Source organism: Variovorax paradoxus, from assembly GCF_009498455.1.
GTDB classification, from domain to species: domain Bacteria; phylum Pseudomonadota; class Gammaproteobacteria; order Burkholderiales; family Burkholderiaceae_C; genus Variovorax; species Variovorax paradoxus_H.
The window spans coordinates 1,056,507-1,080,053 of record NZ_CP045644.1; the positions used below are offsets into that span (position 1 = coordinate 1,056,507).

Below are 23,547 nucleotides of genomic sequence, written 5' to 3' on the forward strand. Positions count from 1 at the left end.
CGGAAAACTCAGTCTTTTGACTGACACTTTTTTGCAACAGCGCAAGAAAGTATCGACCAGTAAGTGCAAACTATGAACAATAACTGTTCTCATTTGCAAACGGTCGCTCTTTCATGCCCGCCTCCGCCTCTCACTTCTTCCTTCGCCCGACCGTGGCCGCCTCGCTGCTGGCCCTTCACGCGCTCACGGCCCTGGCGCAAACGCCGGCCGCCGAAACTGCAGCCTCTGCCAGCGGCACGCTGAGCACCGTCACCGTCGAAGCCAGCGCCGACGCCTCGGCCGAAGGCCTGACCAAGCCCTTCGCGGGCGGGCAGGTGGCGCGCGGCGGGCGCGTGGGCATCCTGGGCAACCAGGACATGATGAGCACGCCGTTCTCGAGCACCAACTACACCAACGAACTGATCCAGGACCAGCAGGCCAAGAGCGTGGCCGACGTGCTGCTGAACGACCCGTCGGTGCGCCAGGCGCGCGGCTTCGGCAACTTCCAGGAGCTGTACGTGGTGCGCGGCTTCCCCGTGTACTCGGACGACGTGGCCTACAACGGCCTGTACGGCATGCTGCCGCGCCAGTACATCGCCTCTGAATTCTTCGAGCGCGTGGAAGTGTTCCGCGGCGCCAACTCCTTCCTGAACGGCGCCGCGCCCGGCGGCAGCGGCATCGGCGGGGCGATCAACCTGCTGCCCAAGCGCGCGCCCAACGAGCCGCTCACGCGCGTCGGGTTCGGCGTGCAGACCGGCGGCCAGGGCTACGTGAACCTCGACCTGGCGCGCCGCTTCGGCCCCGACGACAGCCTGGGCGTGCGCGTGAATGCCGTGCGCCGCGAAGGCGGCACGGGTGTGCACAAGGAAAGCCAGCAACTGAGCGCCTTCGCCGTCGGCCTCGACTGGCGCAACCGCAACGTGCGCCTGTCGGCCGACTTCGGCTACCAGGACTACGACCTGAAGGACGGGCGGCCGAGCCTCACGCCTTCGTCGGCGCTGCCGATCCCGCGCGCGCCCGACGCCAGCACCAACTTTGCGCAGCCCTGGACCTACTCGAAGGAAAAGGACAAGTTCGCCACCTTCCGCGGCGAAGTCGACATCACCGACAACATCACGGCCTGGGCCGCCGGCGGCGTGCGCCGCAGCGACGAAGACAACGTGCTGGCGAATCCGACCCTGAACGACGCGTTCGGCAACACCAGCGGCACGCGTTTCAGCAACACCCGCAAGGACCGCATCGGCACCGCCGAACTCGGCGTGCGCGGCACCTTCGCCACCGGCCCCGTGAAGCACACGGTGGTGGCCTCGGCCGCCACGTACAGCAACGACCGCGACAACGCCTACACGATCTCGCGTGGCAGCCTGCGCAACAACATCTACGCGCCGTACGCGTCGCCCTACCCGGTGGCCAACAACTTCACCGGCAACACGCTGGAAGACCCGCGCCTGACCGACAAGATCGACACCTCGAGCGTCGCCATTGCCGACACCATGTCGTTCATGGACGACCGCCTGCTGGTCACGCTTGGCGTGCGCCGCCAGACCATCGAGCAGACCAGCTTCGCCTACACCACGATCAAGCAGTCGAGCACCTACGACAAGAGCAAGACCACGCCAGTGGCCGGCGTGGTGTTCAAGATCACGCCGACCGTGTCGGCCTACGCCAACTACATCGAAGCGCTGGTCAAGGGCAACGTGGCGCCCGGCACGGTGAACAACCGCCCGGTCACCAATGCCGGCGAGGTGTTTGCGCCGTACCAGGCCAAGCAGAAGGAAGTCGGCGTCAAGTACGACGGCGGCACGCTGGGCGCGAGCGCTGCGTTCTTCACCACCGACCAGCCCACGTACCAGTACGCGGGCCAGACCTACGGCCTGTACGGCAAGCAGCGCAACCAGGGCCTGGAGTTCTCGGTGTTCGGCCAGCCGGCCAAGGGCCTGCGCCTGCTCGGCGGCCTGACGCTGCTCGACGCCAAGCAGAAGAACACGCAAGGCGGCGCCACCGACGGCCGCACGGCCATCGGCGTGGCCAAGCAGCAGGCCAATCTCGGCGCCGAGTGGGACGTGCCGGGCGTGCGCAACCTGTCGCTGAATGCGCGCCTGCTGTACACGTCCAAGCAGTACGCCAACGCCGCCAACACGCAGCAGATTCCGGGCTGGACGCGCTTCGACATCGGCGCGCGCTACCTGGTCGACCTGGGCAACGGCCGTGCGCTCACGCTGCGCGCGCGCATCGACAACCTGTTCAACAAGTCGTACTGGGCGTCGGTGGGCGGCACGCAAGGCTCCAACTACCTGACGCTCGGCGCACCGCGCACCTTCTCCGTGAGCGGCACCATCGACTTCTGACGTGATGCGCGCTGTTGCGACCGCCATCCACCGCTGGGCGGGCCTGGCGGTTGCGCTGTTTCTTGTCGTCTCGGGCCTGACCGGCGCCGTCATCTCGTGGGATCACGAGATCGACGGATGGCTCAACCGCAAGCTCTACGACACCACGGCGCGCGGCCCGTTCAAGGACCCGTTCGACCTCGCCGCCGCGGTCGAGGCGCACGACCCGCGCGCGAGGGTCGCGTACATGCCGCTGGGTTTCGAGGAAGGCCACGCGGCCGGCTACTTCGTGCAGCCGCGCACCGACCCGGCCACCGGCAAGCCCTTCAAGCTGGGCTACAACCAGGTGTTCGTCGATCCGGTCACGGCCGAGGTGCGCGGCCGCCGCGACTCCACGGCGATCTCGCTCAAGCCCGAGACGCTGATGCCGTTCCTGCGCAAGCTGCACTACATGCTGCACGTGCCGGCGATGTGGGGCACCGACCGCATCGGCTGGTGGATCATGGGCACGGTGGCGCTGGTGTGGCTGCTCGACAGCTTCGTCGCGCTCTACCTCACGATGCCGCGGCGCCTGCGCAAGACGGTGCATCCGACGCATCGTCCTGCGGGTGCCTGGTGGCAACGCTGGAAGCCCTCGTGGACCGTGCGCTGGGCGGCCGGCGGCTACAAGCTCAACTTCGACCTGCACCGCGCGGGCGGGCTGTGGATCTGGGGGCTGATCATCGTCGTGGCCTTCACCTCGTTCTCGCTGAACCTCTACAAGGAGGTGTTCCACCCGATGCTCTCGCTGGTTTCCAAGACCACGCCGGGCCCGTCGGCGCTGGTGCCGCTCGCACCGCTGGGCACGCGCATCGAACCCACCATCGGCTTCCGCGACATCGTGGCGCAGGCCGATGCCGAAGCGCGGCGCCTCGGCTGGACGACGCCGCTGGGCGGCGCGTTCTACAACGCACGCGGCGGCTTCTACAACGTCTCGTTCTTCGACCACGCCACGCACGACGACAGCGACGGCATGGGCCTGTCGAACCTCTACATGGACGGGCGCGACGGCCACGTCATCGGCAGCAACCGCCCGTGGCACGGCACGGCGGCCGATGTGTTCGCGCAGCTGCAATTGCCGCTGCACGGCGGGCGCATCCTGGGTTTGCCGGGACGCATCCTGATGTCGGCGCTGGGGCTGGTGGTGGCGATGCTGTCGATCACCGGCATCGTCATCTGGGCGCGCAAGCTGCGCTCACGGCGCCTGCAGGCGCGGCGCGAGCGCGAAGCCCGCACCGCGGCCTCGGGGCTCAGGCAGGACGCAGCGTTTTCTCCAGCGCGTCGATGAACATCTTCGGCACGTCGAAGCCGGTCTGCTCGGTGATCTCCTGAAAGCAGGTCGGGCTGGTCACGTTGATCTCGGTGACCGAATCGCCGATCACGTCGAGGCCGATCAGCAGCAGCCCGCGCGGCGCGAGCACCTTGCCGATCGCTTCGGCGATCTCGCGGTTGCGCGCCGTGAGCGGCTGGGCCACGCCCTTGCCGCCGGCTGCCAGGTTGCCGCGCACCTCGGTGCCCTGCGGAATGCGCGCCAGCACGAAGGGCGCCGGCTCGCCCGCGATGATCAGGATGCGCTTGTCGCCCTGCGTCACCTCGGGCACGAAGCGCTGCACCATGATGGTTTCGGCGCCGTCCTTGTTGAGCGTCTCGACGATGGAGCCGAGGTTCAGCGCGTCTTGTTTCACGCGGAAGATGCCCATGCCGCCCATGCCGTCCAGCGGCTTCAGGATGATGTCGCCGTGCTCCGCATGGAAGTCGCGCACGGCCTGCGCGCTGCGCGTGACCAGCGTGGGCGTGACGAACTGCGGAAACTCCATGATCGCGAGCTTCTCGGGATGGTCGCGCAGCGCACGCGGCGAGTTGACCACCTGCGCGCCTTCGCGCTCGGCCTGCTGCAGCAGGTGCGTCGAATAGATGTATTCGGCGTCGAAGGGCGGGTCCTTGCGCATGAGCACGGCGTCGAAGTCTTTCAGTGCCTTCGACTCGATGATGTCGACGTGGTACCAGTCTTTCGCATCGCCCGTGAGCGTGATCTGCTGCACCACGGCCGAGACGAGGCCGCCCGAGGTCCACTGGATGTCCTGCGGCAGGCAGGCCGCGATGCGGTGGCCGCGGCGCTGGGCCTCGCGCATCATCGAGAAGGTCGTGTCCTTGTAGATCTTGAACTGATCGAGCGGATCGGCGACGAAGAGGATGTTTTTCATCAGGCGTTCTTTCCGGCGCCGGGAACGGCGGCTGTGGAGGGGGTTTCTGGCGGCATGTTGCCGGAAGCGGCGATGTCCTTGTCGGCCGGGGCCTTTTCAACGGGCACCTGTGCGCGGCGTGCGCGGCCGACCTGCTGCACCGCCAGCGCCACCGCGCCGGCCACCACGCCCCAGAAGGCGGAGCCGATGCCGGCCAGCGTCACGCCCGAGAGCGTGACCAGGAAGGTGATGAGCGCGGCCTCGCGGTGCGCCTCGTCGCGCACCGCCGCCGCCAGCCCGCCGCCGATGGTGCCCAGCAGCGCCAGCCCGGCGATGGCCGCGACCAACTCTTTCGGAAAGGCCGTCAGCAGGCCCGTGACGGCCGCACCGAACAGGCCGATCACCACGTAGAGGGCACCGCAGCTCACGGCCGCCGTGTAGCGCCGCGCCGGGTCTTCGTGCGCCTCGCGGCCCATGCACATGGCGGCCGTGATCGCGCTGAGGTTGAGCGCAAAGGCACCGAAGGGCGCGAGCACCAGCGTCGCGAGGCCGCTGATCGTGATGAGCTTGCTGACCGGCAGATCGCTGAAGCCGCTGGCGCGGATCGCCGCCACGCCGGGCAGGTTCTGCGAGGCCATGGTCACGACGAACAGCGGCAGCGCCAGGCTCACGATGGCCTGCCAGGTGAAGACCGGCGCCGTGAACACCGGCCAGGTGAGCGAGAACTGCACAGCCGACCATGCCAGCTCGCCGCGCGCGGCCGTGAAGGCGATGGCCACCAGGAGCGTGAGCGGCACCGCGTAGCGCGGCAGCAGGCGCTTGCCGACAAGGTAGGTGGCGAGCATCAGCAGCACCAGCGGCAGCGCGGTCTGTGCCGCCGTGAAAGCCGACATGCCGAAGCGCGCGAGCACGCCGGCCAGCAGCGCCGAGGCGATGGCCATCGGGATCTTGTTCATCACGCGTTCGAACCAGCCGGTGGCGCCCGCGAGCACGATCAGCACCGCGCTGACGATGAAGGCGCCCACCGCCTCGCCCATGCCGTAGCCCGCGCCGGCGACGGCCAGCACGGCCGCTCCGGGGGTGCTCCAGGCAATCATGACGGGCTTGCGCCACCACAGCGAAGGCAGCGCCGAAGCGAGCCCCATGCCGATGCCCAGCGCCCACATCCACGAGGCCGTCATCTCCGGCGTGGCCCCGAAGGCCTGGGCGGCCTGGAACACGATGGCCACCGAACTCGTGAAACCCACAAGCACGGCGACGAAGCCCGCGGTGAAGGCCGAAAGGCTCAGGTCCTTGAAGAATCGCATGGCGCGATTTTGCCGGGGCGCGCGGCCTGGCGCCGCGGGCCTCAGATTTCGATCTTGGAGCCGAGTTCGACGACCGCGTTGTTCGGCAGGCCGAGGAAGGCCGCCGCACCGCTCGCGTTGTGGTGCATCTGCGCGAACAGCTTCTCGCGCCACGGCGCCATGCCGCTACCGAGCGTGGGGATCACGACGTCGCGCGAGAGGAAGTAGCTGGTCGTCATCGGCTCGAGCTGGCAGCCGCGCATGCGCGCGTTGTCGAGCGCGCGCGGCAGGTCGATGTCGTTCTTGAAGCCGTAATGCACGATGACCTGCCAGCAGTGGTTGCCCAGTGCATCGATCTCGATACGCTTGTCCATCGGAATCCAGGGCACCTCGTGGTTGCGCACGGTGACGAACATGTTCTGCTCGTGCAGCACCTTGTTGTGCTTGAGGTTGTGCAGCAGTGCGTTGGGCACCACGCCCGGTTCGGCCGTGAGGAACACGGCCGTGCCGTCGACGCGCGCGGGCGGGCTCATGAACACCGAGCCGAGGAACGACTTCAGGTCGATCGCGTCGGCGTGCTGCGCCTCGCCCATGAGGCGTCGGCCTTCCTTCCAGGTGATCATCAGCGTGAACACCGCACCACCGATCAGCAGCGGGAACCAGCCGCCTTCGAACAGCTTGAGCAGGTTCGAGGCAAAGAACAGGAAGTCGACGACGAAGAAGATCGCGGTCGCGCCGATGCACAGCGCCAGCGGCAGCTTCCACGCATAGCGGATCACGAAGAAGGTGAGGATCGTGGTGATCAGCATGTCGGTGGTCACCGCGATGCCGTAGGCCGCGGCCAGGCTGCTCGAGGTGCGGAACATCACGACCGCCAGCACGATGGCCACGAACAGGCCCCAGTTGACCAGCGGAATGTAGATTTGCCCCGCCGTGCGCACGCTGGTGTGCTCGATGTTCAGGCGCGGCAGGTAGCCCAGCTGGATCACCTGGCGCGTGACGCTGAAGGCGCCGGTGATGAGCGCCTGCGAGGCGATCACCGTGGACAGCGTGGCCAGCAGCACCAGCGGAATGAGCGCCCATTCAGGCGCCATCATGAAGAACGGGTTCTTCACGGCCTCGGGGTTCTCCAGCAGCAGCGCACCCTGGCCCAGGTAGTTGAGCGTAAGCGCCGGCATGACGACCGAGAACCACGCGATGCGGATCGGCTTCTTGCCGAAGTGGCCCAGGTCGGCGTACAGCGCTTCGGCGCCGGTCACGCACAGCACCATGGCGCCCAGCAGGATGAAGCTGGTGCCGGGGTTGTCCCAGATGAACTTCAGCGCGAACCAGGGGTTCAGCGCCTTGATGATCTCGGGGTGGTGCGCGATCTGCCACACGCCCAGCACGGCGATGGCCGCGAACCAGGCCAGCGTGATCGGGCCGAAGAACTTGCCGATGCCCGCCGTGCCGCGCTTTTGCACCGCGAACAGGCAGAACAGCACGACCAGCGTGATCGGGATCACGTAGTGCTTGAAGTGCGGCGACACCACCTCCAGGCCCTCGACCGCCGACAGCACCGAGATGGCCGGCGTGATCACGCCGTCGCCGTAGAAGAGCGAAGTGCCAAAGATGCCGACGATCAGCAGCAGCTGGCGCAGCCTCGGCTTGTCGGTCACGGCCTGGGAGGCCAGCGCGAGCATCGCGACCAGGCCGCCCTCGCCTTCGTTGTCGGCGCGCAGCACGAGCACGACGTACTTGATCGACACGATGACCGTGAGGGTCCAGAAGAACATCGACAGGATGCCGTAGACGTTCTCGACGGTGAACGGCACATGGCCGTGACCGAAGACTTCCTTGACCGCATAGAGAACGCTGGTGCCGATGTCGCCGTAGACGACGCCGATGGCGCCGACGATGAGGCCGGCAGAGATGTTTTTGGGGGCTGACACGAGGTCGATGGGAAAAGGGCGGCTCGCAGTGATCGACGCGTCAGTCACGCCGGGATGCCGCGGCCGCGCCGCGCATCCCTCCGCCCTTTGGGTTCCTTTGCTGTGGGGCTGCTATTTTGCCGCTGCCCGCCCGCGCCGCAACCCGCCTTCGCCGCTCATTCGTAGATTTCGGCGTCCGGATCGGTCGCTTCCATCTCGTAGCTGGCCGCGACCATGGCCAGACGGCCCACCACGCCATACATGTAAAAACGATTGGGGGCGCTGGCGCCGGGCTTGGCGCCCGGTTGCGGCAGCTGCGCGCTTTCCGAGAAAGCCAGCGGCACGTAGCTGGCGCCCGGCTGCTTGAGGTTCTCGTCGGCGGCGCGCTCGGCGTGCACGCGGTAGAAGCCGCCCACCACGTAGCGGTCCATCATGTAGACCACCGGCTCGGCCACGCCGTTGTGCACGCGCTCGTTGGTGAGCACGCCTTCCTGCACGATCAGCTCGGTGGGCTCGCGCAGGTCGCGCCCGGCGCTGGTCTTGGCGGGCGACGAGGTGGCGGTGCGCGACTTGCCAATGAGCGCCTCGACCTCTTTCGCGTCGCGCACGGTCACGACGCCGGGGCTCCCGCTGCCGCTGTGGCCGCCCTTGACGACCACGAACGGCTTCTCGTTGATGCCGTATTCCTTGTACTTGCGGCGCACCTTGGTGAGCACCGCGTCGACATGGCTGGTGAGCACGTCGATGCCGCGGCCCTCGGCCACGTCGACGCCTTCGGCGCGCGCGTAGATCGGGTTGATGAGCCACGGATCGATGCCCAGCAGCTTGCCGAAGCGCTTGCACAGCTCTTCATAGCTGTGCAAATGGTTGCTCTTGCGGCGCACCGACCAGCCCGCGTGCAGCGGCGGCAGCAGGTATTGCTCGTGCAGGTCTTCGAGGATGCCCGGCGTTCCTGCAGAAAGCTCGTTGTTCAGAAGAATTGTGCAGGGATCGAAGTTCTTCAGGCCCAGGCGGCGCTTGGAACGCACCACCGGTTCGAGCGTCACGGTCTCGCCGTTGGGCAACTCGATCTTCTTGGGCGACTTGATGGCCGGATCGACGGAGCCGATGCGCACATTGAGGCCCGCCATGTGGAAGATGCGCACCAGTTGCGCGATGTTGGCGAGATAAAAGGTGTTTTTCGAGTGATTTTCAGGAATGACGAGCAGGTTGCGCGCCTCCGGACAGATCTTCTCGATGGCCGCCTGCGCAGCCTGCACCGCCAGCGGCAGCATTTCCTTGGTGAGGTTGTTCCAGCCGCCGGGGAACAGGTTGGTGTCGACCGGGGCGAGCTTGAAGCCCGCGTTTCGGATGTCGACGGCGCTGTAGAACGGCGGCGTGTGCTCCATCCACTCGAGGCGGAACCAGCGCTCGATGGCGGGCGTCGAGTCGAGCACCCGCTGCTCCAGTTCGTTGATCGGGCCGGTCAGGGCAGTGACGAGATGCGGAACCATGCAGCGGCCTTGTTGGTTTTGTGCTTAAAGGTGGAGTGGAATTGTAGGATTTGGGGATGGCCGCCCCGATGACAAGCAGCCAAAGAGAACAAAGCACCCCAATCCACAACACACGTTGCAAGAACACCGCGGCACGGGCCGCGCCGCCGGCCCGATGGCCCCGGCCCTTCGGACCCCGACTAGCTGCGGACTTCGCCCTGCCCCAGCACCACGTACTTGAGCGAGGTCAGGCCTTCGATGCCGACCGGGCCGCGCGCATGGAACTTGTCGGTGCTGATGCCGATTTCGGCGCCCAGCCCGTACTCGAAACCGTCTGCGAAGCGCGTGCTCGCATTCACCATCACGCTGGCCGAATCGACCTCGCGCAGGAAGCGCTGGGCATTGATGTGGTCGCGCGTGACGATGGCGTCGGTGTGGTGGCTCGAGTAGCGGTTGATGTGCGCAATGGCCTCATCGACGCCCGCCACCACCTTGATGCTGATGACGGCGGCCAGGTATTCCTCGGACCAGTCGGACTCGACCGCATCAAGCACCTTGGCCTGCGGATGGTGCGCCTCGCTGGCGCGCAGGATGGCGGCAGCGGCCGGGTCGCAGCGCATTTCGACGCCCTTGGCGGCGAAGACGGCGGCGATCTCGGGCAGGAAGTGGTCGGCCACCGAGGCCGACACCAGCAGGCCTTCGGCGGCGTTGCAGGGGCTGTACTTCTGGGTCTTGGCGTTGTCGACGATGCGCAGCGCCATGTCGAACTCGGCCGTGTCGTCCACGTACACGTGGCAGTTGCCGTCCAGGTGCTTGATGACGGGCACCTTGGCGTCGCGGCTGATGCGCTCGATGAGGCCCTTGCCGCCGCGCGGAATGATCACGTCGACGAATTCGGGCATGGCGATGAGCTGGCCCACGGCTTCGCGGTCGGTGGTCTGCACCAGCTGCACCGCCTCGACCGGCAGGCCGGCTTCGGCCAGCGCCTCGGACACCAGCAGCGCCAGCGCCTTGTTCGACTCGATGGCTTCCGAGCCGCCGCGCAGGATGGCGGCATTGCCGCTCTTGATCGCGAGGCTCGCGGCCTCGATGGTCACGTTGGGGCGGCTCTCGTAGATCATGCCGAAGACGCCGATCGGCACGCGCATCTGGCCCACGCGGATGCCGCTGGGCTGCTGCTTCATGCCGATGATTTCGCCGATCACGTCGGCCATGCCGGCCAGCTGCTCGCAGCCTTCGGCCACGGTTTCGAGGACCTTGGGCGTGAGCTTGAGCCGGTCGACCATCGGGGCCGACAGGCCGGCGGCCGTGGCGCGCTCCAGGTCCTTCTGGTTGGCAGCAGCCAGCTCGGGGCCGACTTCGCGCAGGCGCCGGGCCAGCGCCTTCAGTGCTCTGTTTTTGGTAGCTGCATCCGCACGGGCCATGAGGAATGCAGCGGCTTTGGCTTGCAGACCGAGGGTCTGCATGTGCTCGCTGACGTTGAACGCGTTCATAGCCGGCATTTTCCCACGCGGACCTTCGGTCCGGCTGACGCGGGCCTTTTGCCGTCTACAGACGGCAAGCGGACGTCAGGCGCGGCGTGGCGCCGAGGCCGTGCTGCAGGCGCGGCACAGCATCAGCGCCAGCCGCTGCAGCGCCTGCCAGCCGCTGGCGGGCCAGTCGGGCTGCTTCAGGCCCTTGCAGATGCCGTCGACCAGGTGGGCCGCGCGCAGCAGGCGGGTCAGCATGCGGTCGTCCAGGCGCGGCAGCACGCGTTCGAAGGCGCGCTCGCGCGGGCCCCAGATGCGGTTCTCGCGCAGCGCCATCGGCAGCGGGCGGCCGGCGGCCATGGCGTCCTTCACGCGCTTGAGGGCGCGGATGTCCTCGGCGATCGTGTAGTGCACCAGCACCTCGGCTTCGCCCTCGGCCTGCAGGCCGTCGAGCATGCGCGCCACGCGCTGCGGGTTGCCGGCCAGCACGGCCTCGGAGAGCTTGAACACGTCGTAGCGCGCCACGTTGTTGACGGCGCCCTCGACCTGCTCCCAGCTCAGCTCGCCGGCCGGGTGCAGCAGTGCAAGTTTCTGGATTTCCTGGTGCGCGGCGAGCAGGTTGCCTTCGACGCGGTCGGCAAAGAACTGCAGCGTGCGCTGCCCTTCGTCGCCGGGCATCACGCGCTGGTTCTGCAGCCCGAGGCGCTGGGCGATCCATTGCGGCAGCGCGGCGCGCTCGATCGGGTCGACCTGGAGGCTCACGCCGTTGTTCTCGAGCGCCGAGAACCACGCACCGGTGCGCGTGGCCTTGTCCAGGCGCGGCAGCATCACCAGCGTGAGCGTGCTGTCGTTGCCGGGCGCGGCCTCGGCCAGCTGCTGCAGCGCGACGCTGCCGTCCTTGCCGGGCTTGCCCGACGGAATGCGGATCTCGACGATCTGCTTGTCGGCGAACAGCGAGAGCGAGCCTCCGGCCGCGAGCACCGCGCTCCAATCGAAGTGCGCGCCAGCCACGGTGTACGAGCTGCGCTCGGTGTGGCCCTGGGCGCGCGCGGCGGCGCGGATGGCGTCGGCCGCCTCCTGCGCGAGCAACGGCTCATCGCCGTGGATCGTGTAAAGCGGCTTCAGGCCCTTTTGCAGGTGGGCGCCGAGCTGGGCACTGGCAAGTTGCATTGAAAGAACGGAAGCGAGGCTTACAGGGACTGCACCGCCGCCAGCCGGCGCATCAACTGCTGCGCGATGTCGGCCTGCATGTCGCGGTACAGCAGATCGGCCTCGCTCTCCTTGGCCAGCGCATTGGTTTCGTTGAAGCTCAGGTCGCGCGTCTGCGAGACCTCGGAGGCGGCCAGCAATTCCTTGCCGCCCGGTGTTCGCAGGCTGAAGCGGGCGCGCAGGCGCAATTGCACCTCGCGCACCAGACCAGCGGAATTGGTCGAGATGACGAACCGGTCGCGGTCCTCGCCCAGCACGACGAGCACGGCGTCGGCGGTGCCCGCCTCTTCCTTGGGCACCAGCCGCACGTTGCCGGCCGCGCGCAGCTCGCGCCGCAGCTGGTTGATGAGCGCCGTATTGCCTTCGAGCGACAGCGTCTTGAACGCGAAGGTCGGCGCCTGGCGCAGTGCGAAGCCGCAGCCGGACAGCACCAGCGAAGCGCCTGCGACGCCGAGGCCCAGGAGAAAGCCGCGGCGCGGCTGCGAGGCATTGCGAATGTTCATGCGTCTGTCGTTTCCGTCGTTCTGCAGAGTCTGTGTCAGATGACCACGTTGACCAGGCGCCCGGGCACCACGATCACGCGCTTGGGCGGCGCGCCTTCGGCGAAGTTGACGAAGTCGTCGCAGGCGAGCGCCAGACGCTCGATCTCGTCCTTCGAGGCACCGGCGGGCACGAGCAGCTTGCCGCGCAGCTTGCCGTTGACCTGCAGCATGAGTTCGACCTCGTCCTGCGCCAGTGCGGCCACGTCGACCACGGGCCAGGGCGCGTCGAGCAGGTCGCCCGATGCCTTGTCGTAGCCGAGCTGTTGCCAGAGCTGGTGCGCGATGTGCGGCGTGGCCGGGTACAGGCAGCGCAGCAGGATGCCGAAGCCCTCGCGCGCGGCGGCCGCGTCGCCCGCGCTGCCGTCGGGCTTGAAGCCTTCGAGCGCGTTGAGCAGCTTCATCGTGCCCGACACCACGGTGTTGTATTGCATGCGCTGGTAGTCGTAGTCGATCTGGCGCAGCACGGTGTGCACCTCGCGGCGCAACGCCTGGGCGGGCTTGCCGAAGCTCTGGCCGGCGAGCGCCACCGGCGCCACGTCGGCCTGGGCCACGCCGTAGTTCCACACGCGGCGCAGGAAGCGGTAGCTGCCTTCGACGGCCGCGTCGTTCCACTCGAGCGTGGCTTCGGGCGGCGCGGTGAACATGGTGTACAGGCGCGCGGTGTCGGCGCCGTACTTCTCGATGAGGTCCTGCGGGTCGACGCCGTTGCGTTCGCTCTTGCCCATCTTGCCCACGCCGCCGTACTCGACCTTCGTGCCGTCGGCCAGCGTGCCGCCGGTGATGCGACCCTGCGCGTCGAGCACCGCCGTGACTTCGAGCGGCGGGAAGTAGTCCTTGCCGCCCTTCTCGTTGCGCTTGTAGAAGATGTGGTTGAGCACCATGCCCTGCGTGAGCAGCTTGGCGAAGGGCTCGTCGGCCTTCACGAGGCCCAGGTCGCGCATGACCTTGGTCCAGAAGCGCGCGTACAGCAGGTGAAGAATCGCATGCTCGATGCCGCCGATGTACTGGTCCATCGGCATCCAGTAGTCGGCGCCCTCGGCGACCATGGCCTGGTCGTTCTTGGGGTCGCAGTAGCGCATGAAGTACCACGACGAATCGACGAAGGTGTCCATCGTGTCGGTCTCGCGCCGCGCGGCCTTGCCGCACACCGGGCACACCACGCCGGCGTGGAAGCCTTCGTGCTTGGCCAGCGGGTTGCCCGAGCCGTCGGGCACGCAGTCGGTCGGCAGCACCACGGGCAGGTCCTTCTCGGGGACCGGCACCGCGCCGTGTTCGTCGCAATGGATGATCGGGATCGGCGTGCCCCAGTAGCGCTGGCGGCTCACGCCCCAGTCGCGCAGGCGCCAGGTGGTCTGCAGCTCGCCCAGGCCCTTCTGGCCCAGCGCATGCGCCACGGCGGCCACGGCCTCCTTGTAGGTCATGCCGCTGAAGTTGTCGGAGTTGATGGTCACGCCGCGCTGCTTGTCGCCGTACCAGTCCTGCCACTTGTGATAGTCGAAGTGCGGTTCGTCGTCGACCAGCACGACCTGGATGATCTCGATGCCGTACTTGTTGGCGAAGGCAAAGTCGCGTTCGTCGTGCGCGGGCACGCCCATCACGGCGCCGTCGCCGTAGTTGATGAGCACGTAGTTGCCGACCCACACCGGCACCTGTTCGTCGGTGATCGGGTGCGTCACGGTCAGGCCCGTGGGCACGCCCTTCTTCTCCTGCGTGGCCAGCTCGGCTTCGGTGGTGCCGCCGCCCTTGCATTCCTCGATGAAGGCCGCGACCTTCGGATCGAGCGTGGCGGCGTGCGCCGCCAGCGGATGCTCGGGCGCGACGGCGCAGAAGGTGACGCCCATGATGGTGTCGGCACGCGTGGTGAACACGTACATGCGGCCGTCCTGGATGAGCTTGCCGCTCGCATCCTTGATGTCATGCGTGAAGGCGAAGCGCAGGCCCTCGCTCTTGCCGATCCAGTTTTCCTGCATCAGCTTGACGCGCTCGGGCCAGCCCGGCAGCTTGTGCTGGGTGTGCTCGAGCAGTTCTTCGGCGTAGTCGCTGATCTTCAGGTAGTAGCCGGGGATCTCGCGGCGCTCGACGGTGGCGCCGGTGCGCCAGCCCTTGCCGTCGATCACCTGCTCGTTGGCCAGCACGGTCTGGTCGACCGGGTCCCAGTTGACGACCTGGGTCTTGCGGTAGGCAATGCCCTTTTCGAGCATCTTCAGGAACAGCCACTGGTTCCACTTGTAGTAGCTCGGATCGCAGGTGGCGATCTCGCGGCTCCAGTCGATCGCCAGGCCCATGGCCTGGAGCTGGCCCTTCATGTAGGCGATGTTCTCGTAGGTCCACTTGGCCGGCGGCACGCCGTTCTTGAGCGCCGCGTTCTCGGCCGGCAGGCCGAAGGCGTCCCAGCCCATGGGCATCAGCACGTTGTAGCCGCTCATGCGCAGGTAGCGCGTGAGCATGTCGTTGATCGTGTAGTTGCGCACGTGGCCCATGTGCAGCTTGCCGCTGGGGTACGGCAGCATCGAACAGGCGTAGTACTTCTTGCGACCCGTGTCCTCGGTGACACGGTAGACATCGGCGGCGCGCCATTGCGCCTGGGCAGCGGACTCGACGTCGCTGGGTTTGTAGCTGGGGTTCATGACATCTCGGCAGGGCCCGGCTCGACGGCGGCCGGGAAGGCGGATTATCGCGCCGCGCGTGATCGCCCCCGGCCCCGTGCCGGAATCAGGCCCTTTCCTGCGGCGGCGGGGCGGGCGTCCACTCGTCGCCGAACAGTTCCGGCTCGCTGTAGGCCTGCAGGTTCGCCCAGTGGTGGGCCGCATCTTCCCGGTAGAACAGGCTGGCCAGCCCCGACGCCAGGCGCCGCGCGCCGTCGCTGATGGCCGGAATGTCGCCCGACACCGTGCCGTGCGACAGCGCCGCCGGGTAGCAGAAGCAGTGGATGCGATCCAGCCCCGGGCAGGCGCCGGGCGCGTTTTCCTGGAATTCGAAGGCCGGCCCGAGGTCGGGCGAATCGGTCAGTTCGCGGTCTTCGTCACCGGGCGCGGGCGTGAAACGATCTTTCCAGGTGCGAATGTGGGCGGCAATGCCCGCGAATTCGGGGCGGGCGGCCCAGTCGACCTGGAAACCGGTCGACACGATCAGGAAGTCGAATGCGAAGTCGCCCTTGGGCGTGGTCACGCGCAGCGCCTCGCCCTGCGGCGCCACGGCCAGGACGGGGCAACCGAAGTTGAAAAAGGCGTTGGCATGCCGCGACACCCGCAGCGTGCTGCCGTGCGGCGGCGGCACGTTCAGCACGTTGATGTAGTGGCGGATGCGCCATTTGAGTTCGTCGGGCAGGTCGTAATGCCCCTGCGTGAGCCCCGGCACGCCGGCGCCCTTGCCCTTGTTGACGCGCGGCAGGTCGGGCCGGCGGATCAGCAGCTCGACGCTGTGCGCGCCGGCCTCGAGCGCCGTGGCGGCACTGTCCATGGCCGAGGAGCCCGCGCCGACCACGCCCACGCGCAGGCCCTTGAGGCGGCCGTAGTCCATCTCGTCGGACGAATGCGCCCACCTGGCGCGCGGCAGGCCGTCCACGAACGCGGGCACGGCCGGACCGCCGAGGCCGTCGCGGCCGGTGGCCAGCACGACGCGGCGCGCCAGCACGCGGCGTTCGCCGTCGGGCGTGCGCAGGTCCAGGCGCACGGCGCTGGTGTCGGGCAGCGGCTGCAGGCCGGTGACGGCGGTGTCGTTGCGCACGTCCACGCCCATCACGCGGCGGTACCAGACCAGGTAGTCCATCCACTGCAGGCGCGGGATCTTGTCCATCGCGGCCCAGGCCTCGGTGCCGAACTGGGCCTCGAACCAGGCACGGAAGGTCAGCGAGGGCAGCCCCAGCGCAGGGCCCGTGAGTTCCTTGGGCGAGCGCAGGGTTTCCATGCGCGCCGTGGTGGCCCAGGGGCCTTCGCGGCCGGCCGGCGCGCGGTCGAAGATCACGGCTCGGATGCCCTGCTGCGCCAGCGCGCCTGCCGCGGCCAGCCCGGCCTGGCCGCCGCCGATGATGGCCACGTCGAGCACGGGCTCGCCGGCGATCTGGCGCGGCGGCACCCAGGCGCGGGCGGGCCAGCCGAGGTAGTCAAGGTCCTGGGCGAGCCGGCGTTCGAGCGCGGCGAGGCCGATGGGTCGGGCGGAAGGAGCGGAGGGGGAGAAAGCGGGGTCGTCGGTGGTCATCGGTCGGGGGCGGGACGGCAGCGTCCCGCCCTGCTGAATTTACCCACTTCTTGCGCGGCGGCTGTCCGCATCAGCGTACTGCTGGCCCGGATTTCGCATGCCACAATGAATTTCGACCACAGGGGCAGGCATGAGCGGCAGCAAAGGCGAATGGTGGCGGGGCGCAGTGATCTACCAGATCTACCCGCGCAGCTTCATGGACAGCAACGGCGACGGCGTCGGCGACCTGCCCGGCATCACGTCGAAGCTCGACCACGTCGCCAGCCTCGGCGTCGACGCGGTCTGGGTCTCGCCCTTCTTCCGCTCCCCCATGAAAGACTTCGGCTACGACGTGGCCGACTACCGCGCGGTCGATCCGCTGTTCGGCACGCTGGCCGACTTCGACGCCATGCGCGCACGCATGCACGCGCTGGGGCTGAAGCTCATCATCGACCAGGTGCTCTCGCACACGTCCGACCAGCACGCGTGGTTCGCCGAAAGCCGCAGCTCGCGCGACAACCCGAAGGCCGACTGGTACGTCTGGGCCGACCCCCAACCTGACGGCACGCCGCCCACCAACTGGCTCTCGGTCTTCGGCGGCTCGGCCTGGCAGTGGGACTCGCGCCGGCGGCAGTACTACCTGCACAGCTTTCTCACGGAGCAGCCCGACCTCAACTTCCATTGCGCCGAGGTTCAGGACGCCCTGCTCGGCGAGGTGCGCTTCTGGTGCGAGCGCGGCGTGGACGGCTTTCGCTTCGACGCCTGCAACCACCAGTTCCACGACGCGCTGCTGCGCGACAACCCGCCCGCATCGCTCGCGTCGATCGACGAGGTCAGCACCGTGCGCGCCGACAACCCGTATGCGATGCAGCAGCATCTGTACGACAAGAGCCAGCAAGAAAACCTGGTGTTCCTCGAGCGCCTGCGCCAGCTGCTCGACGGCTACGGCGCGATCGCGCTCGGCGAGGTCGGCGACGAGAACGCGCCGCCCGTCATGGCGCAGTACACCGAACTCGGCAAGCGCCTGCACCTGGCCTACAGCTTCAGCCTGCTGACCGCCGACCACAGCCCGAAGCATTTGCGCCACCAGGTCGAGACGCTCGACGCCGCGCTCGCGCCCACGGGCGGCTGGGGCTGCTGGGCGGTGTCGAACCACGACGTGCCGCGCGTCGCCACGCGCTGGAGCGACGGCGCCGCGCCCGACACGCGCCGCGATCGGCTCTGGATGGCGCTGCTGCTCGCGCTGCGCGGCAGCGCCAGCCTCTACCAGGGCGAAGAACTGGGCCTGCCCGAGGCCGACGTGCCCTTCGAGCTGCTGCAAGACCCCTACGGCCGCGCCTTCTGGCCCGAGTTCAAGGGCCGCGACGGTTGCCGCACGCCGATGCCCTGGACCGCCGATGCGCCGAACGCCGGCTTCAGCAGCGGCACGCCCTGGCTGCCGGTCGACGGCGCGCACCTGCCGCTGGCGGTCGCGCAGCAGGAGCGCGACCCCGACTCGATGCTGGCCTTCAGCCGCGCGCTGCTGCACTGGCGGCGTACGCAGCCGCTGCTGCGCACGGGCGCGCTGGCGTTCGTCGATGCACCCGAGCCGCTGCTGCACCTCGTGCGAAGCGAGGGCGATGCGGTGCTGCATGCGATCTTCAACGCAGGGAGCGAACCGGTGTCGATCCCACTGCCCGACCTGTGGGTGCCGCTGGCCGGGCACCCGCTCGCATCGACCGCGACCGTCACCACCGATCCCCCCTCATCAAAGCCCCTGCTGACACTGGCGCCATATGGCGTGTGCTTCGGCATGCCCGCCGCAGCAGGAGGACGCTGAACCCCATGCCCCCTTCTTCTCCTTCTTTCCTCAAGCCGGCCGACATCCACGCGCTGATGCGCGCCGAACACGGCGACCCATTCGCCGTGCTCGGCCCCCACGAGGCGGCCGAAGGGCTCGAGGTGCGCGCGCTGATGCCCGGCGCGCGGCAGGTGGCCGTGGTGCATTCACGCACCGGCTGGCCGCTGTCGATCCTCGCGCGGCATGAAGGCACCGACCTGTTCAGCGGCCTCGTGCCCGCGGCCGAGGCGCGCATGGGCTATTCGTTCCAGGTCGACTGGGACGCGGGCCATGCCACGCGGCTCGAAGACCCCTATCGCTTTCCTTTCGTGCTCGGCGAGACCGACGTCTGGCTGCTGGCCGAGGGCACGCACCTGCGGCCGTGGGAACGGCTGGGCGCGCACCTGCGCGAGATCGACGGCGTGAAGGGCGTGGCTTTTGCCGTGTGGGCGCCGAACGCGCGGCGCGTCTCGGTGGTGGGTGACTTCAACAACTGGGACGGCCGTCGCCACATGATGCGGCTGCGTCGCGAATGCGGTGTGTGGGAAATCTTCGCGCCGCACGTCGCCGTGGGCGACAGCTACGAATTCGAGATCCTGTCGGCACAGGGCGAGGTGCTGCGCAAGGCCGACCCCTTCGCGTTCTCGTCGCAGCTGCGACCCGGCACCGCCTGCGTCGTGGCACCACTGCCCGCGCCGGTGCCGATGCCCGCCGGTCGCGCCGAAGCCAACGCGCGCCATGCGCCGATCAGCGTCTACGAAGTGCACCTGGGCTCATGGCGCCGCAAGCACCACGGCCAGGAATGGCTGGACTACCGCGAGCTGGCCGACACGCTCGTGCCCTATGTGCGCGACCTGGGCTTCACGCACATCGAACTGCTGCCCATCACCGAGCACCCCTTCGACGGCTCATGGGGCTACCAGCCGATCGGTCTTTATGCGCCGACCTCGCGCTTCGGCACGCCGAGCGACTTCCGCCATTTCGTCGAAGCCGCGCATGCCGCGGGGCTGGGCGTGATCCTCGACTGGGTGCCCGCGCACTTTCCGACCGATGCGCACGGCTTGGGCAACTTCGACGGCACCGCGCTGTACGAGTACGCCGATCCGCGCGAGGGCTTTCACAACGACTGGCAGACGCTGATCTTCAACTACGCCCGCACGGAGGTGCGCAACTACCTCGTCGGCAATGCGCTGTACTGGCTGGAGCGCTATGGCGTGGACGGTCTGCGCGTGGATGCGGTGGCGTCGATGCTGTACCGCGACTACAGCCGCAAGGCCGGCGAGTGGGTGCCGAATGCGCAAGGTGGCCGCGAGAATTTGGAGGCGATCGATTTCCTTCGGCGCATGAACCGCGTGGTGGGCGTGGAGCGGCCGGGCGCGGTGACGATCGCTGAGGAGTCGACGAGCTTTCCTGGTGTGACGCGTCCGCCGGAAGACGGCGGGCTGGGGTTTCACTACAAGTGGAACATGGGGTGGATGAACGACACGCTGGCGTATGCGGGGACCGATCCGGTCTATCGCAAGCACCATCACCAGCAGGTCACTTTCGGGCTGATGTACGCGCACAGCGAGAACTTCGTGCTGCCGCTGTCGCATGACGAAGTGGTGCATGGCAAGGGGTCGATGATCGGGCGCATGCCTGGGGATGAGTGGCAGAAGTTTGCGGGGTTGCGCAACCTGTATGGGTATCTCTGGGGTTATCCGGGGAAGAAGTTGCTGTTCATGGGGGGGGAGTTTGCGCAGTACGCGGAGTGGAATGCGGATCGCGGGTTGGACTGGCATTTGCTGGAGCATGCGGCGCATCAAGGGGTGCGGCGGTTGGTGCGCGATCTGAACAATGTGTATCGGCACTTTCCTGCTTTGCATGAGCTGGACCATGAGGGCTCGGGGTTCGAATGGCTCGTGCATGACGATGTGGCGCAGTCGGTTTTTGCGTTTGTTCGTCGGGCACTGGACGGGGCGTTTGTTGTGGTGGTTTGCAACTTCACGCCGGTGCCTCGGGAGGGATATCGGTTGGGGGTGCCTTGTGCGGGTTCGTATCGGGAAATCATTAATACCGATGGGGCTGTGTATGGGGGGAGCGGTGTTGGGAACGGAGTTGTCGAGAGTTCTTCTGTGGCTTGGCATGGGAAGGGCGATTCGATCGTGATCAGCGTGCCGCCACTCGCTACTTTGATGTGGGTGTTGGCTTGAAACGCTCTGTGCTCGTTTGTGTTCCGAGGCCGGGTCTCGCCCCGGCGGGCGACCTACTTTTCTTTGCTTCGCCAAAGAAACGTAGGCAAAAGAAAGGCGACCCTACTGTCTGCGTCCCTCCGCTTCGCTGCGGGCAACCTGCGGTGCTCGCATTTCGCGGGGTCTCGCCCAAACTCGCTTCGCTCAAACAAGGGCGAGCCCTGATCCGCGAAACGCTGCGCTCCTCGGCGCATACAGAAGGGCTTGGGGATCCAGCAGGCCTTCGCTTTGCTCGGCCAGTCCACGGGCCTTCGCTTCGCTCGGCGGGGATGGGCGCCGGGGGGATTGAAGACATGCCGGGCTTCGCTTCGCCGTTTGACTGGCTCCCTCTCCCTCTGGGAGAGGGTGGGGGTGAGGGCCGACGGCACGGAAACATCGCCTGGCCCGCACAAAGGCCGATGCCCTCCCCCGCTCCCTCTCCCCAAGGGGAGAGGGAGCCAGTCCGGCCGCCGAACAAAGCAGCGGCCCAAAAACCACAACAAAGCCGAGCGAAGCAAAGGCCCGATTGCCAGCCGAGCAAAGCGATGGCCCGTTCGGTGCCCACCCCCTCTGTATGCGCCGAGGAGCGCAGCGTTTCGCGGATCAGGGCTCGCAGCTGTTTGAGCGCAGCGAGTTCTGCGAGACCCCGCGAAACGCGAGCACCGCAGGTTGCCCGCAGCGAAGCGCAGGGTCGCAGACAGTGGGGTCGCCTTTTCTTTGCTTACTTTCTTTTGGCGAAGCAAAAGAAAGTAAGTCGCCCGCCGGGGCGAGTCCCGGCCTCGGGAAACAAACGCTCAGGAGCACAAGCAACATGCTGAGCCCAGGCCATTCCCTCCCCTTGGGCGCAACGCCATCACCACAAGGCGTCAACTTCGCAATCGCAGCCCCAACAGCCAGCAAAGTAGAACTCTGCCTCTTCGACAGCACAGGCCAGAGCGAACAGCAGCGCCTAACGCTCCCAGAATGCACCGACGGCATCTGGCACGGCCTGCTCCCCAACGCAAGACCAGGCCTGATCTACGGCTACCGAGTCCACGGCCCCTGGGCCCCCGCAAAAGGACAGCGCTTCAACTCCGCCAAGCTCCTCCTCGACCCTTACGCCCGAGAAATCCTCGGCCACTACAACGGCAGCGACCTCTTCCTCGGCCACGACGCAACACAGCCAACCCAACGCGACACCCGAGACAACGCCCCCATCGCACTCAAGGCCCGCGTAACAGCAACAAGCAACACACCCCCAACAACAGGCCGCCCCACATCCCCCACCGACCGCGTCCTGTACGAGCTGCACATCCGCAGCCTCACCCACCAACACCCGGGCGTGCCCGAACCCCTGCGCGGTACCTACGCAGGCCTCGCAGAACCCGCCGTCCTCGACCACCTGCAACGCCTGGGCGTCACCACCCTCAGCCTCATGCCCGTGCAGCACCGCGCCGACGAACCGCGCCTGCTCGCCCAAGGCCTGACCAACCACTGGGGCTACAACACCATCGGCTGGTTCGCCCCCGAGGCGCGCTTCTGGAGCGGCCGCCCCGGCACCACGCCCGCCAGCGAGTTCCGCGCGATGGCCGATGCGGTGCATGCGCGCGGCATGGAACTGGTGATCGACGTGGTCTACAACCACAGCGCCGAGAGCGACGAGCTCGGCCCGACGCTCTCGCTGCGCGGCATCGACAACGCCCTGTACTACCACCTGCGCGCCGACGACCGCGCGCTGTACGAGAACTGGGCCGGCACCGGCAACTGCCTCAACCTCGGCGAACCGCGCGTGCTGCAGCTCGTGATGGACAGCCTGCGCTTCTGGGCCTGCGAGATGGGCGTCGACGGCTTCCGCTTCGACCTCGCGCCCGTGCTGGGCCGCGACGCACAACGCGGCTTCGATGCGCGCGCGCCCTTCTTCGCGGCCATCGCGCAAGACCCGGTGCTGTCGCGCACGCTGCGCATCGCCGAGCCCTGGGACATCGGCCCCGGCGGCTACCGGCTCGGCGAGTTTCCGCCCGGCTGGCTCGAATGGAACGACCGCTTCCGCGACACGCAACGCGGATTCTGGCTGCGCCAGGAGCGCGAAGGTGCCACCGGGCTGGGCGACTTCGCGCACCGCTTCACGGCCTCCAGCGCGAGCTTTGCGCACGATGGCCGCGCACCGACCGCGAGCGTCAACTTCATCACCGCGCACGATGGCTTCACGCTGCGCGATCTCGTGAGCTACGAGGCGCGCCACAACCTCGCCAACGGCGAAGACAACCGCGACGGCCACGCGCACAACCTGAGCACCAACTGCGGCGTCGAAGGCCCGAGCGACGACCCAGCCGTGCGCGCGATGCGTGCCCGCCTGCAACGCACGCTGCTCGCCTCGCTGCTGCTGTCGCAGGGCACGCCGATGCTGCTGGCCGGCGACGAACTCGGCCACAGCCAGAACGGCAACAACAACGCCTACTGCCAGGACAACGAGACCACCTGGCTCGGCTGGATCGGCCTGTCGGACCCGGCCAGCGAACGCGCGCGCCTCACGGCTTTCGTCGCGCGGCTCACCGCCCTGCGGCGCGAGGCGCCGGTGCTGCGCAGCGCGCGCTGGTGGCCGGCCGAGCCACCGGCCGGCGCCCCACCGGGCCTGCGCTGGCTGCGTCCCGACGGCCAGCCGATGGCACCGGCCGACTGGCACGCGGGCACGGCCCTTGCGATCCTGTTCGGGCATGCCGAGGAGGCCTGGCTGGTGCTGGTGAATGCGGGCCCGAACCCCGTCACCTTCACGCTGCCGGACGGCGACTGGCGCTGCTGCCTTGCGACCGACGCCGAAGACGCCGACGATCTGCGCACCGCCCCCCGCCCGCTGGAACGCGTGGTGGAGGTTCCGGTTTCGAGCCTCTGGCTTGCAAGAACGTAGGAGCCAAGCTCACAGCACAGTGCCAGACTCGCTGCGGACACT

Annotated in this window: 14 protein-coding genes; 5 read left to right on the forward strand and 9 right to left on the reverse strand. The window is 67.8% G+C overall.

What is annotated here, in order from left to right; all coding sequences use genetic code 11:
* Positions 1-113 precede the first annotated feature (113 nt).
* Positions 114-2,327: a TonB-dependent receptor gene (locus GFK26_RS04775; protein ID WP_153281003.1), complete on the forward strand. Its 2,214-nt coding sequence runs from the start codon at positions 114-116 to the stop codon at positions 2,325-2,327.
* 4 nt (positions 2,328-2,331) lie between these two features.
* Positions 2,332-3,633 (forward strand): PepSY-associated TM helix domain-containing protein, encoded by a 1,302-nt coding sequence (locus GFK26_RS04780; RefSeq protein WP_153281004.1) that lies wholly within the window; start codon positions 2,332-2,334, stop codon positions 3,631-3,633.
* Here the strand turns inward: GFK26_RS04780 and gshB are convergent.
* The 9 genes from gshB to GFK26_RS04825 all read right to left on the reverse strand — a co-directional run bounded on the left by gshB (position 3,596) and on the right by GFK26_RS04825 (position 16,613).
* Complete coding sequence (gene gshB / locus GFK26_RS04785) at positions 3,596-4,549, reverse strand: glutathione synthase (RefSeq protein ID WP_153281005.1); 954 nt, start codon at positions 4,547-4,549, stop codon at positions 3,596-3,598. The two genes, GFK26_RS04780 and gshB, sit on opposite strands and share 38 nt — an antisense overlap.
* Complete coding sequence (locus tag GFK26_RS04790) at positions 4,549-5,835, reverse strand: benzoate/H(+) symporter BenE family transporter (RefSeq protein ID WP_153281006.1); 1,287 nt, start codon at positions 5,833-5,835, stop codon at positions 4,549-4,551. Before GFK26_RS04790 ends, gshB begins: the two co-directional genes overlap by 1 nt.
* A 41-nt stretch (positions 5,836-5,876) precedes the next feature.
* Positions 5,877-7,745: a potassium transporter Kup gene (locus tag GFK26_RS04795; RefSeq protein WP_153281007.1), complete on the reverse strand. Its 1,869-nt coding sequence runs from the start codon at positions 7,743-7,745 to the stop codon at positions 5,877-5,879.
* 155 nt (positions 7,746-7,900) lie between these two features.
* Positions 7,901-9,217 carry a glutamate--cysteine ligase gene (gene gshA / locus GFK26_RS04800; protein WP_153281008.1) on the reverse strand — a complete coding sequence of 439 codons (1,317 nt, stop codon included), beginning with the start codon at positions 9,215-9,217 and terminating at the stop codon, positions 7,901-7,903.
* Positions 9,218-9,396: 179 nt separating this feature from the next.
* Positions 9,397-10,689, reverse strand: a complete 1,293-nt coding sequence (locus GFK26_RS04805; protein WP_153281009.1) for a glutamate-5-semialdehyde dehydrogenase — start codon at positions 10,687-10,689, stop codon at positions 9,397-9,399.
* Positions 10,690-10,764: 75 nt separating this feature from the next.
* Positions 10,765-11,835, reverse strand: coding sequence for a DNA polymerase III subunit delta (gene holA / locus GFK26_RS04810; protein ID WP_101488324.1), 1,071 nt, complete (start codon positions 11,833-11,835; stop codon positions 10,765-10,767).
* 20 nt (positions 11,836-11,855) lie between these two features.
* Entirely contained in the window at positions 11,856-12,377 is a 522-nt protein-coding gene (gene lptE, locus GFK26_RS04815; protein WP_153281010.1) for an LPS assembly lipoprotein LptE, read from the reverse strand.
* Between the two features lie 35 nt (positions 12,378-12,412).
* Positions 12,413-15,043, reverse strand: a complete 2,631-nt coding sequence (gene leuS / locus GFK26_RS04820) for a leucine--tRNA ligase (protein WP_153281011.1) — start codon at positions 15,041-15,043, stop codon at positions 12,413-12,415.
* Positions 15,044-15,128: 85 nt separating this feature from the next.
* Entirely contained in the window at positions 15,129-16,613 is a 1,485-nt protein-coding gene (locus GFK26_RS04825; RefSeq protein WP_153281012.1) for a flavin-containing monooxygenase, read from the reverse strand.
* Positions 16,614-16,743: 130 nt separating this feature from the next.
* Here GFK26_RS04825 and GFK26_RS04830 point away from each other — a divergent pair, with 130 nt between their 5' ends.
* The 3 genes from GFK26_RS04830 (at position 16,744) to glgX (ending at position 23,505) form a co-directional block, all read left to right on the forward strand.
* Positions 16,744-18,411 (forward strand): alpha-amylase family glycosyl hydrolase, encoded by a 1,668-nt coding sequence (locus tag GFK26_RS04830; RefSeq protein ID WP_153281013.1) that lies wholly within the window; start codon positions 16,744-16,746, stop codon positions 18,409-18,411.
* 5 nt (positions 18,412-18,416) lie between these two features.
* Positions 18,417-20,603: a 1,4-alpha-glucan branching protein GlgB gene (gene glgB / locus GFK26_RS04835; RefSeq protein ID WP_153281014.1), complete on the forward strand. Its 2,187-nt coding sequence runs from the start codon at positions 18,417-18,419 to the stop codon at positions 20,601-20,603.
* Positions 20,604-21,432: 829 nt separating this feature from the next.
* Entirely contained in the window at positions 21,433-23,505 is a 2,073-nt protein-coding gene (gene glgX / locus GFK26_RS04840; protein WP_153281015.1) for a glycogen debranching protein GlgX, read from the forward strand.
* Positions 23,506-23,547 lie beyond the last annotated feature (42 nt).

Coding starts and splice junctions, on each gene's coding strand:
- GFK26_RS04775 (WP_153281003.1), top strand. CDS start 114: ATGCCCGCCTCCGCCTCTCACTTCTTCCTTCGCCCGACCGTGGCCGCC.
- GFK26_RS04780 (WP_153281004.1), top strand. CDS start 2,332: ATGCGCGCTGTTGCGACCGCCATCCACCGCTGGGCGGGCCTGGCGGTT.
- gshB (WP_153281005.1), bottom strand. CDS start 4,549: ATGAAAAACATCCTCTTCGTCGCCGATCCGCTCGATCAGTTCAAGATC.
- GFK26_RS04790 (WP_153281006.1), bottom strand. CDS start 5,835: ATGCGATTCTTCAAGGACCTGAGCCTTTCGGCCTTCACCGCGGGCTTC.
- gshA (WP_153281008.1), bottom strand. CDS start 9,217: ATGGTTCCGCATCTCGTCACTGCCCTGACCGGCCCGATCAACGAACTG.
- GFK26_RS04805 (WP_153281009.1), bottom strand. CDS start 10,689: ATGAACGCGTTCAACGTCAGCGAGCACATGCAGACCCTCGGTCTGCAA.
- holA (WP_101488324.1), bottom strand. CDS start 11,835: ATGCAACTTGCCAGTGCCCAGCTCGGCGCCCACCTGCAAAAGGGCCTG.
- lptE (WP_153281010.1), bottom strand. CDS start 12,377: ATGAACATTCGCAATGCCTCGCAGCCGCGCCGCGGCTTTCTCCTGGGC.
- leuS (WP_153281011.1), bottom strand. CDS start 15,043: ATGAACCCCAGCTACAAACCCAGCGACGTCGAGTCCGCTGCCCAGGCG.
- GFK26_RS04825 (WP_153281012.1), bottom strand. CDS start 16,613: ATGACCACCGACGACCCCGCTTTCTCCCCCTCCGCTCCTTCCGCCCGA.
- GFK26_RS04830 (WP_153281013.1), top strand. CDS start 16,744: ATGAGCGGCAGCAAAGGCGAATGGTGGCGGGGCGCAGTGATCTACCAG.
- glgB (WP_153281014.1), top strand. CDS start 18,417: ATGCCCCCTTCTTCTCCTTCTTTCCTCAAGCCGGCCGACATCCACGCG.
- glgX (WP_153281015.1), top strand. CDS start 21,433: ATGCTGAGCCCAGGCCATTCCCTCCCCTTGGGCGCAACGCCATCACCA.